The following is a 16,144-nucleotide window of genomic DNA, read 5'->3' on the forward strand; positions in this document are numbered from 1 at the left end:
TCAGGCGCGTTCGCGGGGAATCAGGCTTTGTAGCTGCGATGCCAGAAAGTTGGCATCGAAGGCATAGGTGTCCGGGTCTTTCAGGCCATTGGTTTTCTTCCATAGCCAATCGTTTTTGTCCGCCGGCAGCACCAGCGATATGCTGCCATGGCGCGTCGCGGTCAGGCCCGTCACCGCCACGGAGATCAACCCGCCCGCTCCCATTACATCCGGCACGAACTCTACGGTTTTGCCGGTGATTAGCACAGTGAGCTTTTCGGTGTTGAAGGCCGATGCCTGTGCAACTGCGCTCGGGCCGCTGGCGACGTAGGCTTCACGGCTCACCTCCAGCAATCCGGCGCGCTTTACCGGTTCCAGCCACTGTTCAATCAGTTGGAACAGCTCGCCGAGTTTGTGCGCCCAGCGCGCCGACTGCACATCGAACAGCTGTTTTTTATGCGCTTCGCTATCAGCGTAGTGACGAAGCATCTCGCCCAATTGGTGTACATCGTCCATTTCGGAAATCCTTGGGTGAACCAAGTTGCGAAGCCCGATCATGGCAGATGCGCCCACATGGCGTACGGCTTAAAAACTGTTCGGGGCATTTGGTCGGCTGTTTGCGGATCAGATCGAGCTGCGCAGACGCGCCATGCTCAATGTATCGACAAACACACCGTCACGCAGGGCGTAGTCGCGCAGGCGCCCTTCCACCTCGAAGCCGAACTTGCGGTACAGGTGATGCGCGGCTTCGTTGTCGGCATACACCGTCAGTTCCACCCGGTGCAGGTTCATCCAGTTGTCGGCCACGTCCAGCGCGGCCGCCAGCAGCCGGGAGCCCACTCCCTTGCCTTGCCAGGCCGTCGCCACGCCCATGCCGAACGAACCGACGTGGCTCTGGCGCACCCGCAGGTACTGCTCCAGGCCAAGTTGGCCAACCACCTCGCCGCCATGCAGCGCAACCAGCTGGAGTCGGCGCTCGTTATCCAGCACCAGACGTTTGCGCCAGGCTTCGACCGACTGGAAGGGCATCTGCAGCACCTGCCTGCACACCGCCGGCTCGTTATAGAGGGCGGTGACGCCTTCCAGATGGGCCTCGGTGAAGCGCTGGATCACGATCGGGGTTTCAGGCGCATGCATTGTGTTTCATCCTTTGAAAGACACATGGCCGCCCAGTGTAGGGCGCAAGTCGGCGCAAAGGAAAGCGCCGTACGTTCCCGGAGCCTGCCGGTAACAAGCGCTGTGTTTTCCTACATTCACGGCCAGACCGACCTTGTAATACTCCCGGCCATCCAACCACAGCCGGGTCTTCAAACAGTGAGCAAGCAACGAACAGTATTGGGCAGCCTTATTATCATTGCGCTAATGACCAGCGGAGCCTGTGCGACCAGAAAACAGGCGGAAAATATTCGATGGCTCCCCGACTGCGACGCACGGCCTATCCGCGGCCTGGACCCGGAAGTCGTTGCCAGAACACAGTGCGGCATCGTCCGCGTGCCGTTGAATCACCTGAAACCTTCGCTCGGCACCCTCGACCTGGATATCACGCGGGTGACCGCGCGCCAGCCAGGCAAGCGAGAAGGCGCGATATTCACCAACCCGGGCGGCCCCGGTGCTGAAGCAGACGGCTTTGCGGTGCTGCTGGCTTCAATCTGGAAAAACTACGGCGAAAAGCCCGACGGCGAGGCGTATCGGCATCTGACCGACACCTTTGACGTTATCGGTCTCACGCCCCGGGGAATGGGCAGCACGAAAGATTCGCAGCTGGTGTGCCAATCCGATGAGCTGATCGTCGCGCACAACGACATCACTGAAGACCGCAGCCCCGCCAACCTAATGGCCCTGCAACACAACGCCGCCGTACTGGCCCGTGGCTGCGCCAGTCAGCGCCTGGCGCCCTATATCAATACCGCTCAGACTGCGCGTGACATGGAGTTCGTGCGCGTTTTACTCAAGGAGAAAAAGCTCAATTATTTGGGTAATTCCTACGGCACCTGGCTGGGCGCCTGGTATGCGGGACTGTTCCCCGAGCACGTTGGTCGCATGGTGCTCGATTCGAACACGGACTGGACATCGACTTTCCAGGACGCCTCATTAATCCAGGCGCCAGAGAAGGAAAAGATATTCGAACGTTTTGTTGCGCAGCCCGCCGCCCGCCGCCCGCAGGTCTATCAGATGGGCAACGATCCCAAGGCCATACGTGACATTTTCCTCGAACTGTTACCCGAGGTCCGCGCGGCACTGCGTTCGGACAATGAGCTTTACAGTTCTGCAGAGTATCTGATGGCAGCACGCTTGCTCAGCCAATGGTTGCGAGAAACGCCCGACACCAATGACACCCACCTTCTGTCCAGGGCACGCACCCACCGATTCAGCCCGGATAACGAGGTGGATCAGTCTGCTAAAAGTGCGTTCATGCACTTGCTTACGCTCATCCGCAACCCTGAACCCTGGAATGGTCTGGCACCCGGTCCGCTGAAGCTCACGCCGACGGCCTCTGTACGCAGCACGGTGTTATGCAATGACACACCAGCGGCGGGCGAGGCATTCTGGGCCGACAAGGGCAACCGCTACGCCACCCAGTACCCGGTGGGCGGCAGCTTTTTCCAGGCCGCGCACTGCGCTGGGTGGAGTGTTCAACCATTGAACGGTGTTCCCGTGAAAAACCTGAAGCACGTGCACAGCATCCTGATGGTCCAGGCCGAATTTGACGACCAGACACCGGCAGCGGGCGCGTTGAAAGCCTTCAAAAGCTTGCCCAACACCCACATGACGTTGCTCAAGGGCAGCTATCAGCATGGTGTGTCTTTTTCCGACAGCAGCGCCTGCGTCAATAGGAGTGTCGGTGATTACCTGGCATACGGACGCAAGCCTGAACGTTATCTGATCTGCTTCGGTGCAGATTGAACCGGCGCCGCCAGTCGCCACACCCGTGCGATATCCGATGCGCGCTCGCGCAACAGGCGTGGCGCCTCGCTGCAGGCCTGCTCCAGGCTCATGGGTCCTGACGGCAAGGCAAAGGCTGCGTCCACGCCGTGGGCATACATCTGCGCATAGCCATCACCCAGGGTGCCGGCGATCACGATCACTGGCACGCTGTGCTGTTGGGCAATGCGTGCCACCCCAAACGGCGTTTTGCCGCGCAGGGTCTGCGCGTCGAAGCGGCCCTCCCCGGTGATGACCAGGTCGGCGCCGCACACGGCGGCGTCCAGGCCGACCAGTTCGGCGACTACCTCCACTCCCGCCCGAAACTGCGCCCCCAGGAATGCCTTGGCGGCAAAGCCCAGGCCGCCGGCGGCGCCGCTGCCGGGCTCGTCGCGCACGTCGGTGGCCAGCACGCTGGCGCAGTGGTCGGCGAAATGACCGAGCGCGGCATCCAGGTATTGGACTTGCCGGGGATTGGCGCCTTTCTGCGGACCAAAAATCGCCGAAGCGCCGTGCGGGCCGCACAGCGGGTTGTTCACGTCGGCGGCGATTTCAAAACGCACCTGTGCCAGGCGCGAGTCAAGGTTGTCCAGGCCGATACGCGCCAACTGCGCCAATGCCAGGCCGCCGGGGGGCAATTGTTGGCCTGCCGCGTCGAACAGTTGCACACCAAGGGCTTGCATCGCCCCGGCGCCGCCATCATTGGTCGCACTGCCGCCGATGGCCAGGATGATGCGCCGCGCGCCGAGATCCACTGCGGCGCGGATCAATTCCCCCGTGCCGTAAGTGGTGCTGGAGCAGGCGTCGCGCTGGCCCGGCGCGACCAGTTGCAGGCCGCTGGCCTCGGCCATTTCGATGATGGCCGTGTGGCTGTCGGCCAGCCAGCCCCAACGGGCTTCAACCGTGCCGCCCAATGGCCCTCGAACCGTCTGGCTGCGCAACTCGCCGTTGCACGCAGCCAGCACGGCATCGACCGTGCCTTCACCGCCGTCCGCCATCGGACATTGAACCAGCTCGGCAGTCGGCCAGACCTGGGCCAGCCCTTCGGCAATGGCCTGGGCCACGCCTGCAGCACTCAGGCTGTCCTTGAACGAGTCAGGGGCGATGATGATTTTCATGGGCGTTCTCCGGTTTTTATAACGTCCATGCTGCCAGTTGCCACCGGTCATGACGCCTGTCAGATGCACAAGTGCGGCGCAGGTTTGTTGTTCATTGTGACAATGGCTGGGGCAACAGTTGCACGCCCAGATACAGCGCGAGCATGCCGTCCAGGGTCAGCGGGTCAACGCCGCTGAGTTCGGCGATACGCTCCATGCGGTAGCGCAGGCTGTTGCGGTGGATGCCCAGGGCGTCGGCACAGGCCTGGCTCTGCCCGTCGTGTTCGCACCAACTGCGCAGCGTGGCCAGCAACTGGCCATTGTTGTCCCTGGCCAGCACCTGGCGCAGCGGGTTGAGCAGCTCATCCAGCGCGTCTTCGTGGCGATGGCGCCAGAGCATCACCGGCAGGCGGTAGCGGTTGAGGGTAAGAACGCGCGATTGCGGCAGCACATCGCGGCCGTAGGCGAGCAGATCGCCGACGCGGCGGTAACAACGACGCAATGCGGCCAGCCCCTCGGCCTGCCCGCCAATGGCCACGCGCAGGACGTTCCAGCCCAGACCGTCGAGTTTTTCCAGCAGGCGTGGATTATCCACCGGCACGGCGGCGGGCCGGCACCACAGCAGTGAGGATGGCGCCGAACTCACGCACCAGCTGTCCGGGTAGCGTGAGGCCAGCCAGGCACTCAAGTCCTGAGCCGATTGCCCGGCCCCCAGCTCAAACAGGTACGGCATGCGCGCCGCTTGCGGCTTGAGGCCCAGGCGTTGCGCCTCATCCACCAGGCGCGGCGAGTCGCCGTTGTCGGCCAACAGCAACGCCAGCAGGTCATCGCAGCGCTGACGTCGCCATTGTTGCTCGATTTGCTGATGACGATGGCTCACCAGCATTTCGGCGGTCATGCGCACCAGTTCGGCGTAAGTGCGCAACCCTTGCGGCTCGCCGGTGATGCCGAGCACGCCGATCAGGCGCTGATCATGCAGCAGCGGCAGATTGATGCCCGGTTGCACGCCCTTGAGGTGCTTGGCGGTCTGCGTGTCAATCTCCACCACGCGGCCGTTGGCCAGCACCAGCTGCGCGCCTTCGTGACGGGTGTTGATGCGTTCCGGCTCGCCGCTGCCAAGGATCAGGCCCTGACTGTCCATGACATTGACGTTATAGGGCAGGATCGCCATGGTGCGATCGACGATATCCTGTGCCAGGTCATGATCAAGCTCGAACATGGGACTGTTTTCCTTGAAAGCGAGGTTGTTCATCGGCACAGCGCAGCGCATGCTTGACTGTGCGCGGGCACAAAGACAGCAGCCTGCCCGTTGGCCGAGACTCGTTGGGCGATCAACGTTACCTGCGCATCGCAAAAAATCATAATAAAGAGAGACCGCCATGTCCCAGAGCGCCGCTGCAGCACCGGCCACCGATGACGCAAAAAACGCGATCTACAAGCGCGTCACCCTGCGCCTGATCCCCTTCATCTTCATCTGCTATCTGTTCAACTACCTCGACCGGGTCAACGTCGGCTTTGCCAAGCTGCAGATGCTCGACGCGTTGAAGTTCAGTGAAACCGTGTACGGCCTGGGGGCCGGGATCTTCTTTATCGGCTACGTGCTGTGCGGCGTGCCGAGCAACCTGGCGCTGACGCGGTTCGGCCCGCGGCGCTGGATCGCACTGATGATGATCGTGTGGGGCACGCTGTCGACCTGCCTGCTGTTCGTCACCACGCCAACGCATTTCTACACCCTGCGTCTGTTTACCGGCGCCGCCGAAGCGGGCTTCTTTCCGGGCGTGGTGCTGTACCTTTCGCAGTGGTTCCCGACCTTCCGCCGGGGGCGCATCATGGCCTTGTTCATGTCGGCAATCCCGGTGTCCGGCCTGCTTGGCAGCCCCTTTTCCGGCTGGATCCTCAACCATTTCGCCGCCGGCCAGGGCGGCCTTGCGGGCTGGCAGTGGATGTTCCTGTTGCAGGGCGTTCCCACTGTAATACTCGGCGCCCTCGCCTACTTCCTGCTCAGCGACAGCTTTGCCCATGCCAAGTGGCTGACGCCCCACGAGCGTGCGGTGCTGGAGGCCGACCAGGCCACAGACCTGGCGAACAAGCCGAAAACCAGCACCGATTCGCTGGCTGAGGTGTTCAAGAACCCGGTCATCTGGGCGTTCGGCCTGATCTACTTCTGTATCCAGAGCGGTGTTTACGCGATCAACTTCTGGCTGCCGTCGATCATCAAGAACCTGGGATTCAGCGATAACCTGGTGATTGGCTGGCTGAGCGCGATTCCTTATCTGCTGGCGGCGGTGTTCATGCTGCTGGTGGGGCGTTCCGCCGATTTGCGCAAGGAGCGGCGCTGGCACCTGGTGGTGCCGATGCTGATGGGCGCCATCGGCCTGGTGATTGCGGTGAATTTCGCCACCACGCCGGCAATCGCGATCCTCGGCCTGAGCATTGCGACCATGGGCGCCCTCACCGGCCTGCCAATGTTCTGGCCGGTGCCCACCGCCATGCTCAGTGCAGGCGCGGCGGCGGGCGGCCTGGCGCTGATCAACTCCATGGGCCAGATGGCTGGCTTCCTCAGCCCGTATATCGTCGGCTTTGTGAAGGATGCCACCGGGTCCACGGATATGGCGTTGTACCTGCTGGCGGCGGTGATTGTGGCGGGCAGTGTGCTGGCTTTGCGCATGACCCGCAGCCTGAAGGCCTGAGCCGGCCAGGAGCCGTCAAAAAACGCCCCAAAATAGCGCGACGCTGCTTCGCTAAAACCACCATAATCTACGCTTGAAATTGGACTGAACGGTTTGCGCGAGGGCAGCGTGTCTAAAGGTGTTGTGTTATCCGTATCGGCGTCGGTGTTGTTTGCCGTCATGTACTACTTCACGTCGTTGCTGACGCCGTTGAGCGGCCTGGAAATTTTTGGCTGGCGCATGCTGCTGACCATGCCCTGCATGACCGTGTTCATGATCGTCACCGGCGAGTGGCGGCGTGCATGGGCGTTGTTGCGCAGGATCGCGGCCCAGCCACAGTTGATTGTCGGGGCGATGCTGTCCTCGACGTTTCTTGGTGTGCAGTTGTGGCTGTTCATGTGGGCGCCGCTCAACGGACGCAGCCTGGACGTGTCGGTGGGCTATTTCCTGCTGCCGCTGACCATGGTGCTCACCGGGCGCCTGGTGTGGGGCGAGCAGTTGTCTTATCTGCAGAAAATTGCGGTGTTCTTCGCCGGGCTCGGGGTGCTGAACGAGTTGTTCCAGGCCGGAGGCTTCTCCTGGGCGACGCTGGTGGTGATCATCGGCTACCCGCTGTATTTCATCATCCGCAAATACCTCAAGACCGACCACCTGGGCGGGCTATGGCTGGACATGGCGCTGATGCTGCCGGTCGCCTGGTGGTTCGTGCAGAGCGGTGAACAGGGGTTTGCGGTGATGGATACGCACCCGAAACTCTACGCGTTGATCCCCATACTCGGGCTGATCAGTGCCTCGGCGCTGGTGAGCTATATCATTGCCAGTCGACTGCTGGCGTTCAGCCTGTTCGGGCTGCTCAGTTACGTTGAACCCGTATTGTTGCTGGTGGTGGCACTGCTGCTCGGCGAGGGCATCAAGCCGGGCGAATGGCTGACCTACATTCCGATCTGGATCGCGGTGATGGTGCTGGTGTTCGAAGGCTTCAAGCACCTGGTGCGCCAGCGTCGGGCGTGAATGGCAGGCAATAAAAAGCCCGGCCGACGCCGGGCTTTTTATTTATGCGTCAGTCGGTGCTCAACACACCGCGACGCACCTGGTCGCGCTCGATCGACTCGAACAGCGCCTTGAAGTTGCCCTCGCCAAACCCATCGTCGCCCTTGCGCTGGATGAATTCGAAGAACACCGGCCCCATCAGGGTTTCCGAGAAGATCTGCAACAGCAGGCGCTTGTCGCCTTCGATCGACGAACCGTCCAGCAGGATGCCGCGCGCTTGCAACTGGTCGACCGGCTCGCCGTGGTTGGGCAGGCGGCCTTCGAGCATTTCATAGTAGGTGTCCGGCGGCGCAGTCATGAAGCGCATGCCGATCCGCTTCAAGGCGTCCCAGGTCTGGATCAGGTCGTCGGTGAGGAACGCCACGTGCTGGATGCCCTCGCCATTGAACTGCATCAGGAATTCTTCGATCTGCCCCGCGCCCTTGGACGACTCTTCGTTGAGCGGGATACGGATCATGCCGTCCGGCGCACTCATGGCCTTGGACGTCAGGCCGGTGTACTCGCCCTTGATATCGAAGTAGCGCGCCTCACGGAAGTTGAACAGCTTCTCGTAGAAGTTCGCCCAGTAGGCCATGCGGCCGCGGTACACGTTGTGGGTCAGGTGGTCGATGACCTTGAGACCAGCGCCGACAGGATTGCGCTCCACGCCGTCGAGGTAGACGAAGTCGATGTCATAGATCGAACTGCCTTCGCCGAAGCGATCGATCAGGTACAACGGAGCGCCGCCGATACCTTTGATGGCCGGCAGGTTGAGTTCCATCGGACCGGTCTGGATATGAATCGGCTGGGCACCCAGTTCCAGCGCGCGGGTGTAGGCCTTTTGCGAGTCCTTGACGCGAAACGCCATGCCGCACACCGACGGACCGTGTTCGGCCGCGAAATACGAGGCCAGGCTGTCGGGTTCGTTGTTGAGGATCAGGTTGATCTCGCCCTGGCGGAACAGGTGCACGTTCTTGGAGCGGTGGGTGGCTACCTGGGTGAAGCCCATGATCTCGAAGATCGGCTCCAGGATGCCTGGGGTCGGTGATGCGAATTCGATAAATTCAAAGCCCATCAGGCCCATCGGGTTTTCGTAGTGGTCTGCCATGGTCGGCGCCTCATCATGCGGGTGGTTGGCAATTGTTCAGTGGCGAGCAGGGATGAGGGTTGAGGGCGGCGCGCAGGAGAGGCCTCGCACGCTGCGGGCGAGGAAGTCACCGAAGATGAGGGGGGAGCCGAGTAGCTTCATGGTGTCATCAGTCTCTGACGGCAGAGGCTTGCGTGAGCGCAAGTCCATATTCTTGTATGCGTAAATCGATTCTACACAGCGTAACCTTGTTTGTCCGCAGTCTTATCAGATCGCCAATGCCCTGCCCCGTGCAAGCGGTTTGTAACGGCAGTCGATACAATGTTGGCCTGCTGCGCGGCAAGCATATTTCAGCCCAGGCATCTATCATCGCTATATTGCCGCCGGCCTCCTGGCGCCCCCACTCGCCTGACAGGCCGCTTATGCCCTTATCCGTCAAAGGCCCGCGCAAGCCCCTCGCCCGCCATTCCATCAGCGTTTTCTGTGCGCTGGTGCCCATTGTGCTGGGTGTGTTCATCCTGCACTGGCAAGCCGAGCGCACCCTGAAGCACAACACGGTGCAAGCCGCCCAGGAAGCGGTGCGCCAATTCGAACTGATGCTCGACCAAACCGCACTCGCCACCCAGGCGCTACTGCCGTTGGCTGGCAAACCCTGCGACCAGGCGGTGCAATTGGCGCTGCGCGAGCAGGTCACGCGGAGGCCGTTTGTGCGCGCAACGACCTTGTCCTGGCAGGAAAACATCTACTGCACGTCACTGTTCGGCAGCGATCACGTGTCACGCATCAACCCGGCCGACTACGTGGATGGGCGACTGTGGCTGATGAAAGGCAACCCGGTGACGCCGGACACAGCATTGCTGGTGTACCGGCTGGTCGATGGTGACCGGGCCGCCTTCGCCTCAATCGATGGCTACCACCTGACCAATACCCTGCGCCTGCTCAGCCGCCATGCACAAATGGTGCTGCGCGTGGGCCACAATTGGCTGGGGGACGACGGCAAAGCCCACGCCACTGCGGTTCCGACGTTTGCCGTGGCCCATCACCATCTTGCTTCCGAACGCTATCGATTGAGCGTCGACGCCGGCCTGCCCGCAGGTGAAGTCTGGCGCTACATGCAGGCGCGCTACCCGGCCATGTTCAGCCTGGTGCTGTTTTTTGGCCTGTTGGCGGGCCTGCTCGCACACGGCCTGCAAAAACGCGTGTCGCGGCCCACCCATGAGCTGCGGCGCGCCTTGGGCGCCAATGAGTTTCTCGCGTATTTCCAGCCAGTGGTGCGCGGCGATACCCGCGAATGGGCAGGCTGCGAAGTGCTGATGCGCTGGCAGCACCCCAAGGAAGGCCTGGTACGGCCCGACCTGTTTATTCCATTGGCCGAGGATTGCGGCCTGATCGTACCGATGACCCGCGCCCTGCTGCGCCAGACCGCCGAACAACTGGCACCGCACGCCGCGCTTCTCACTCCCGGCTTTCACATCGCGGTGAACATCACGGCCCGGCATTGCCGCAATCTGGAGCTGGTGGAGGATTGCCGGGCATTTCTTGCCGCCTTCCCACCCGGTCACGTGACGCTGGTGCTGGAGCTCACCGAGCGCGAGTTGATCGAGCCTACCGATGTGACCCGTCGATTATTCAATGCGCTGCATGAACTGGGGGTGATGATCGCCATAGACGACTTCGGCACCGGGCATTCCAGCCTGGGCTACTTGCGCAACTTCCACGTTGACTACTTGAAGATCGATCAGAGTTTTGTCGCCATGATCGGCGTCGACGCGCTCTCCCGCCACATTCTCGACAGCATCATCGAACTGTCTGCAAAGCTCGACCTGGCTATCGTTGCCGAAGGCGTGGAAACTGCCGAACAGTGCGAATACCTCGCCGCCCACGGTGTGGATTTCCTGCAGGGTTATCTGTTCGGACGGCCTTTGCCCGGCGCTGAATTCATTAAATCCCTGGTTCGCCATTGAATAGTCAGTGACGGGCGATGTGAAATAATGCAGTTAAGACAAAAGACTTGATTTACTCAAGACAGATTAACTACTACAATTTTTCGTGCCTGTGCAGCACCCGCAGACGCCATCTTACTTGAGTCGCCTTAACGCTTTTGGCTTATTGTTTTGTCTGCAGTTGATGTCAGCCACATACACTATTGGAGTAAAGATCTTGTCCAGACTCGCCGAATTTCGCGCAGCAGAAAAAGCCCTTCAAGAACAGCTCGCCCAGCTGGAATCCCTGAAGAACGACGCCGGCCTGAAGAAAGAAATCGAATTCGAAGAAAAACTCCAGGCGCTCATGAAGCACTACGGCAAAGGCCTGCGCGACATCATCTCCATCCTCGATCCAAACCCGGGCAAGGTTGGCACGGCAGGCGCCGCCGCCCCCAAACAGCGCCGTGCACGGGTGGTCAAGGTGTACCAAAACCCGCACACCGGCGAGCTGATCGAAACCAAGGGCGGCAACCATCGCGGCCTTAAAGCCTGGAAAGAACAGTATGGCGCTGCCACTGTTGACTCTTGGTTGCGCGGCTGATCGCAGCGCACTAACAAAGAGCCCCGCTTAAGCGGGGCTTTTTTATTCAAGGGTTCGAAAGCGAACTTAAATATTATTTCATTTTGTTCAAAATCGATAAGTACCCCACACTTAAAGTTTCAGCGTGCTGCGCACTGAGTTGACTTCATCCTTGCTCGCTTCATAAGCCTGGGCCTGACCCGCAAATGAAAATACATAGGCCTTATCGGCATCGACAGCGCCGACCAATGTTTGTGACAGCACATGCCTGCCGTTCTCGGTAATCACGCAGGTAGATTCCAGTGCATCGAGACGGCTCAATGTGCTGGCGTGAATTTTGGTACACACACTTTGATAACCACCCTGGGCGAAATCCTTCTGGATGGATTTACGCATTTCCAGCAACACGCCTTGCAGATTGACCTTATGCCCCGCCTCAATCGGCGTAGCGGTCAGCTCCATGACCATCAGGGTCGCACCCTTTTCGTCGTTCTTGATTGCCCGTTGGCGCGACACGCTTGAGGCGGCCGAGGGCGCCTGGGCGTCAGGCGCCACGTCCTCTACCTGCCAGCCACTGGGCCAGTGAACTTCCGGGTCGGCCGCCCCTACCAACGGACTGGCCAACAATAAACACAGGACACTCAACAGCGGTTTAGGTAATTGGATCATTGCAAAGACGCCCAAGGTTCAGGCGTCAAAGTCTGAGCCCCCACCCCCGCGACTCGCAAGGCCTGCGTGACCTTTTCTTTTGGCGCTGCCGGCGGGCCTTGCGTATCATGACCGCGCAGCACGGACGCTTGCCGCAAGCCAAGGGACCGCTTTGCCCCATTTTTTCTGGAGGGCCCATGAGCCTGCACGAACTGAACACCTTGCCGGGCGTCACCGCCCAACCTGACACCGCCACCTCGAACTTCGTGTTCAACCACACCATGCTGCGGGTCAAGGACATCACTCGGTCGCTGGACTTCTATACGCGCGTGCTGGGGTTTTCCCTGGTGGAAAAACGCGATTTCGCGGAAGCCGAATTCAGCCTGTACTTCCTTGCCCTCGTCGATAAAACGCAGATTCCAGCGGACGCCGCCGCGCGTACCCAGTGGATGAAGTCGATTCCGGGCATCCTGGAATTGACCCATAACCACGGCACCGAAAACGACGCAGATTTCGCCTACCACGACGGCAACACTGACCCACGCGGTTTCGGTCATATCTGCATCTCGGTGCCGGATATCGTGGCCGCCTGCGAGCGTTTCGAAGCCCTGGGCTGCGATTTCCAGAAGCGCCTGACGGATGGCCGCATGAAAAGCATCGCCTTTATCAAGGACCCGGACGGGTACTGGGTCGAGATCATTCAGCCCGCGCCGCTGTAACGAAAAAACCCCATGATCGCTCATGGGGTTTGTCATTTTCAGGCTTGGTATCAAGCCGGAGCGGAGCTGCGGATCAAGTGATCGAAAGCACTCAGGGAGGCCTTGGCGCCCTCGCCTACCGCAATCACGATCTGCTTGTAAGGTACGGTCGTCACGTCACCGGCGGCAAACACGCCTGGCAGTGACGTTTCGCCACGGGCATCGACGATGATCTCGCCGCGTGGTGTCAGCTCCACGGTGCCTTTGAGCCAGTCGGTATTAGGCAGCAAGCCGATCTGCACAAAGATGCCTTCCAGGTCGAGGGTGTTGAACTCGCCGCTGTCGCGATCCTTGTACACGAGGCCGGTGACTTTCTGGCCGTCGCCTTTGACTTCACTGGTCAGCGCACTGGTGATCACGTCCACGTTCGGCAGGCTGTGCAACTTGCGTTGCAACACAGCGTCGGCGCGCAGTTTGCTGTCGAACTCGAGCAAAGTGACGTGGCTGACAATACCGGCCAGGTCGATGGCTGCTTCCACGCCAGAGTTACCGCCGCCGATCACCGCCACACGCTTGCCCTTGAACAGCGGGCCATCGCAGTGCGGGCAGAAGCACACGCCCTTGGCCTTGTATTGCTGCTCGCCCGGCACACCCATTTCACGCCAGCGGGCGCCAGTGGCCAGAATCACCGTTTTGGACTTGAGGGTGGCACCACTTTCGAAGCGAATTTCGTGCAGGTCACCGGCATTTTTTGCCGGGATCAGGCTGCTGGCGCGCTGCAGGTTCATGATGTCCACGTCGTACTGACGCACATGGGCTTCCAGGGCGCTGACCAGTTTCGGCCCTTCGGTTTCCTGCACCGAGATGAAGTTCTCGATGGACATGGTGTCCAGAACCTGGCCGCCAAAGCGCTCGGCTGCCACACCGGTACGAATGCCTTTGCGCGCAGCGTAGATGGCGGCCGAAGAGCCCGCGGGGCCACCGCCAACGACCAGTACATCAAAGGCGTCCTTGGCACTGATTTTTTCGGCGGCTTTTTCGATGCCGCTGGTGTCGAGCTTGGCGAGGATCTCTTCCAGCCCCATGCGGCCCTGACCGAAGTTCACGCCGTTCAAGTAGACGCTGGGCACCGCCATGACCTGGCGCTCATCGACTTCCGCCTGGAACAGCGCGCCGTCGATGGCGACGTGGCGGATGTTCGGGTTGAGCACGGCCATCAGGTTCAGCGCCTGGACGACATCCGGGCAGTTCTGGCAAGACAGCGAGAAGTAAGTCTCGAAGCTGAACTCGCCTTTAAGGGCGCGAATCTGTTCAATCACTTCGACACTGGCTTTCGAGGGGTGGCCGCCGACTTGCAGCAGGGCCAGCACCAGCGAAGTAAATTCATGGCCCATGGGGATGCCGGCAAAACGCAGGCTGATATCGGCACCCGGGCGGTTGATGGAGAACGACGGCTTGCGCGCGTCATTGCCATCGGTGTTCAGAGTGATCAGCGTGGTGAGGCTGGTCACGTCCTGCAAAAGGGCAAGCATTTCCTGGGATTTCGCGCCGTCATCGAGGGAGGCGACGATCTCAATCGGCTGGGTGACCCGTTCCAGGTATGACTTCAACTGAGCTTTAAGAGTGGCGTCCAACATACGGGCGATTTCCTTTGATTTCGGGTATAAAAAAACGCCCGAGCGAATCTCGCCCGGGCGTTTTTGAGGGCGGTTGCAGCTTACTGAGTAGGTGCGGATACCCGCCCTGGGTGCTTCACAGACTTAGATCTTGCCAACCAGGTCCAGGGACGGAGCCAGAGTGGCCTCGCCTTCTTTCCACTTGGCTGGGCACACTTCGCCCGGGTGGGCAGCGACGTACTGGGCAGCCTTGATTTTGCGCAGCAGCTCGGAAGCGTCACGGCCAACACCACCGTCGTTCAGTTCGACGATCTTGATCTGGCCTTCCGGGTTGATCACGAACGTACCGCGGTCCGCCAGGCCTGCTTCCTCGATCAGCACGTCGAAGTTGCGGGAGATGGTCAGGGTCGGGTCGCCGATCATGGTGTACTGGATTTTGCCGATGGCTGGCGAGGTGTTGTGCCAGGCAGCGTGCGCGAAGTGGGTGTCGGTGGACACGCTGTAGATCTCGACGCCCAGTTTCTGGAATTCGGCGTAGTTGTCAGCCAGGTCTTCCAGTTCGGTTGGGCAAACGAAGGTGAAGTCGGCTGGGTAGAAGAACACAACGGACCACTTGCCTTTCAGGTCAGCGTCGGTCACATCTACGAAGCTGCCGTTTTTGAATGCGGTGGCTTTGAACGGTTTTACTTGGCTGTTGATGATAGGCATCGTTGACTCTCCGTCAGGGGTTATGAAGTTGATGGGGTGAATCCTAACCACTCTTTGCGTCGATGGCTCATTGGCAAACCTGATGCTGGTGATTGGTTTTCCCTATCAGGTAGCTGTATTAATAGAAGAAATCTCACAGCAGCGGTTGGCTGGCCAGGGTCATGCCGGTAAAGGGGGTTGCCTCAACATAGCGCATGGCCGATTTCATGTCGCGCCAGCCGACGTAACTCATCAACGACTTCAAGTCCCAGCCGCTGCGGTGAGCCCAGGTCGCAAAGCCCCGGCGCAATGAGTGGCTGGTGTATTGCTCGGCGGCAATCCCCGCACGCTCCAGCGCCTGGCGCAGCAATGGAATCACGCTGTTGGGATGCAAGCCCGCCTCGCCCAGGTTGCCCCAACGGTCAATGCCGCGAAACACCGGGCCGCGCACCAGCGCCGAAGCGCTGAGCCATTCGCTGTAGGCCTGTACCGGGCACAGCCTCAAGAGTGCAGGCGTTTGGTAAGTCTTGCCGAGATTGTGCCGATCGCTTTTGCTGCGCGGCAGGTACAGGCTGATACCGGCGCCGGGCGTGGCCTGCACATGTTCGATCTGCAGGCGACACAGCTCATCACTGCGAAACCCGCGCCAGAACCCCAGCAGGATCAACGCAGTGTCGCGCCGGGCGCGCAGCAGTCGCGGCTGATCCTGTTGATCGCTCGCCTCCTGGGCCTCTGCCTGCAGAGAAGCCACCACCTGCTCCAAATGAATGAGTTGCAACGGCTCGGCCTGCTTCTCCTGAACCGGGTGCACGGCCCGAATGCCCTTGAGCACCTTGCGCACCACCGGCGTCCTGGTCGGATCGGGAAAACCCTGGCTGGTGTGCCACTGCGCCAACGCCGACAGGCGCAGCTTCAGCGTATTGACCGCCAGCACGCCTGCATGCGCCACCAGATAGCGCGCCACACTGTCGCTCGTCGCCGGCAGGAATCCGCCCCAATTCACTTCGAAATGCTCGATGGCCGCGCGATAGCTGCGGCGCGTGTTGTCGCGGGTGGCGGCGTTGAGATACCGCTCCAGATCGCTCATGGCAGGCCTATTCGTACTGATGGCAGGGGTTTTCGCGCTCACAACGCACATGACACGGGATAATACGCCAATATCCCATCTGTTAAATCATGATTTTAAAGACCTTTTTATTTATGATAC

The 16,144-nt window shown here is 60.6% G+C and carries 15 protein-coding genes; 6 read left to right on the forward strand and 9 right to left on the reverse strand.

The window, feature by feature from the left end; genetic code table 11:
• Both LUB09_RS00780 and LUB09_RS00785 read right to left on the reverse strand, forming a co-directional pair.
• Positions 1-495 (reverse strand): hypothetical protein, encoded by a 495-nt coding sequence (locus LUB09_RS00780; RefSeq protein WP_231421401.1) that lies wholly within the window; start codon positions 493-495, stop codon positions 1-3.
• 108 nt (positions 496-603) lie between these two features.
• Positions 604-1,116, reverse strand: a complete 513-nt coding sequence (locus LUB09_RS00785; protein ID WP_209982025.1) for a GNAT family N-acetyltransferase — start codon at positions 1,114-1,116, stop codon at positions 604-606.
• Positions 1,117-1,293: 177 nt separating this feature from the next.
• On the opposite strand from LUB09_RS00785, the gene LUB09_RS00790 reads away from it, so the two are divergent.
• A complete protein-coding gene (locus tag LUB09_RS00790) occupies positions 1,294-2,883 on the forward strand; it encodes an alpha/beta fold hydrolase (RefSeq protein ID WP_231421295.1) in 1,590 nt (529 codons plus the stop codon).
• On the opposite strand, the gene LUB09_RS00795 is transcribed toward LUB09_RS00790, so the two are convergent.
• Positions 2,856-4,019, reverse strand: coding sequence for a glycerate kinase (locus tag LUB09_RS00795; protein ID WP_231421296.1), 1,164 nt, complete (start codon positions 4,017-4,019; stop codon positions 2,856-2,858). The two genes, LUB09_RS00790 and LUB09_RS00795, sit on opposite strands and share 28 nt — an antisense overlap.
• 91 nt (positions 4,020-4,110) lie before the next feature.
• A complete protein-coding gene (locus tag LUB09_RS00800; protein WP_209982032.1) occupies positions 4,111-5,217 on the reverse strand; it encodes a sugar diacid recognition domain-containing protein in 1,107 nt (368 codons plus the stop codon).
• Between the two features lie 160 nt (positions 5,218-5,377).
• Between LUB09_RS00800 and LUB09_RS00805 the strand changes: the two genes are divergently transcribed.
• Both LUB09_RS00805 and rarD read left to right on the forward strand, forming a co-directional pair.
• Entirely contained in the window at positions 5,378-6,688 is a 1,311-nt protein-coding gene (locus tag LUB09_RS00805) for an MFS transporter (protein WP_231421297.1), read from the forward strand.
• Between the two features lie 108 nt (positions 6,689-6,796).
• Complete coding sequence (rarD, locus tag LUB09_RS00810; protein ID WP_231421298.1) at positions 6,797-7,678, forward strand: EamA family transporter RarD; 882 nt, start codon at positions 6,797-6,799, stop codon at positions 7,676-7,678.
• A gap of 49 nt (positions 7,679-7,727) precedes the next feature.
• Here the strand turns inward: rarD and hppD are convergent, their stop codons facing one another.
• Complete coding sequence (gene hppD, locus LUB09_RS00815; RefSeq protein ID WP_209982039.1) at positions 7,728-8,804, reverse strand: 4-hydroxyphenylpyruvate dioxygenase; 1,077 nt, start codon at positions 8,802-8,804, stop codon at positions 7,728-7,730.
• A 401-nt stretch (positions 8,805-9,205) separates the two neighbouring features.
• Between hppD and LUB09_RS00820 the strand changes: the two genes are divergently transcribed.
• Together LUB09_RS00820 and LUB09_RS00825 are read left to right on the forward strand one after the other, a co-directional pair.
• Positions 9,206-10,747 carry an EAL domain-containing protein gene (locus LUB09_RS00820; RefSeq protein ID WP_209982041.1) on the forward strand — a complete coding sequence of 514 codons (1,542 nt, stop codon included), beginning with the start codon at positions 9,206-9,208 and terminating at the stop codon, positions 10,745-10,747.
• Between the two features lie 196 nt (positions 10,748-10,943).
• Entirely contained in the window at positions 10,944-11,309 is a 366-nt protein-coding gene (locus LUB09_RS00825) for a histone-like nucleoid-structuring protein, MvaT/MvaU family (protein ID WP_231421299.1), read from the forward strand.
• A 111-nt stretch (positions 11,310-11,420) separates the two neighbouring features.
• Here LUB09_RS00825 and LUB09_RS00830 read toward each other — a convergent pair whose 3' ends face one another.
• The gene (locus tag LUB09_RS00830; RefSeq protein ID WP_322213590.1) at positions 11,421-11,957 is read right to left on the reverse strand and encodes a DUF4946 domain-containing protein; all 537 of its coding nucleotides are present in this window, start codon (positions 11,955-11,957) and stop codon (positions 11,421-11,423) included.
• A gap of 176 nt (positions 11,958-12,133) precedes the next feature.
• Between LUB09_RS00830 and gloA the strand changes: the two genes are divergently transcribed.
• Positions 12,134-12,655 carry a lactoylglutathione lyase gene (gloA, locus tag LUB09_RS00835; protein WP_209982046.1) on the forward strand — a complete coding sequence of 174 codons (522 nt, stop codon included), beginning with the start codon at positions 12,134-12,136 and terminating at the stop codon, positions 12,653-12,655.
• A 50-nt stretch (positions 12,656-12,705) separates the two neighbouring features.
• Here the strand turns inward: gloA and ahpF are convergent, their stop codons facing one another.
• From ahpF to LUB09_RS00850, 3 genes are all read right to left on the reverse strand, one after another.
• On the reverse strand, positions 12,706-14,271 hold the full coding sequence (gene ahpF, locus LUB09_RS00840; RefSeq protein WP_003230739.1) for an alkyl hydroperoxide reductase subunit F: 1,566 nt from the start codon (positions 14,269-14,271) through the stop codon (positions 12,706-12,708).
• A 123-nt stretch (positions 14,272-14,394) separates the two neighbouring features.
• Positions 14,395-14,958 (reverse strand): alkyl hydroperoxide reductase subunit C, encoded by a 564-nt coding sequence (ahpC, locus tag LUB09_RS00845; RefSeq protein WP_003191303.1) that lies wholly within the window; start codon positions 14,956-14,958, stop codon positions 14,395-14,397.
• A gap of 133 nt (positions 14,959-15,091) precedes the next feature.
• On the reverse strand, positions 15,092-16,024 hold the full coding sequence (locus tag LUB09_RS00850) for a site-specific integrase (RefSeq protein ID WP_231421301.1): 933 nt from the start codon (positions 16,022-16,024) through the stop codon (positions 15,092-15,094).
• Positions 16,025-16,144 lie beyond the last annotated feature (120 nt).

The organism is Pseudomonas sp. Leaf59, assembly GCF_920984685.1.
Classification (GTDB): Bacteria; Pseudomonadota; Gammaproteobacteria; order Pseudomonadales; family Pseudomonadaceae; genus Aquipseudomonas.

Excerpts from the sequence above, each read along its gene's own strand:
- LUB09_RS00780 (WP_231421401.1), bottom strand. The coding sequence starts at position 495 with ATGGACGATGTACACCAATTGGGCGAGATGCTTCGTCACTACGCTGAT.
- LUB09_RS00785 (WP_209982025.1), bottom strand. The coding sequence starts at position 1,116 with ATGCATGCGCCTGAAACCCCGATCGTGATCCAGCGCTTCACCGAGGCC.
- LUB09_RS00795 (WP_231421296.1), bottom strand. The coding sequence starts at position 4,019 with ATGAAAATCATCATCGCCCCTGACTCGTTCAAGGACAGCCTGAGTGCT.
- LUB09_RS00800 (WP_209982032.1), bottom strand. The coding sequence starts at position 5,217 with ATGTTCGAGCTTGATCATGACCTGGCACAGGATATCGTCGATCGCACC.
- LUB09_RS00805 (WP_231421297.1), top strand. The coding sequence starts at position 5,378 with ATGTCCCAGAGCGCCGCTGCAGCACCGGCCACCGATGACGCAAAAAAC.
- hppD (WP_209982039.1), bottom strand. The coding sequence starts at position 8,804 with ATGGCAGACCACTACGAAAACCCGATGGGCCTGATGGGCTTTGAATTT.
- LUB09_RS00820 (WP_209982041.1), top strand. The coding sequence starts at position 9,206 with ATGCCCTTATCCGTCAAAGGCCCGCGCAAGCCCCTCGCCCGCCATTCC.
- LUB09_RS00830 (WP_322213590.1), bottom strand. The coding sequence starts at position 11,957 with ATGATCCAATTACCTAAACCGCTGTTGAGTGTCCTGTGTTTATTGTTG.
- gloA (WP_209982046.1), top strand. The coding sequence starts at position 12,134 with ATGAGCCTGCACGAACTGAACACCTTGCCGGGCGTCACCGCCCAACCT.
- ahpF (WP_003230739.1), bottom strand. The coding sequence starts at position 14,271 with ATGTTGGACGCCACTCTTAAAGCTCAGTTGAAGTCATACCTGGAACGG.
- ahpC (WP_003191303.1), bottom strand. The coding sequence starts at position 14,958 with ATGCCTATCATCAACAGCCAAGTAAAACCGTTCAAAGCCACCGCATTC.
- LUB09_RS00850 (WP_231421301.1), bottom strand. The coding sequence starts at position 16,024 with ATGAGCGATCTGGAGCGGTATCTCAACGCCGCCACCCGCGACAACACG.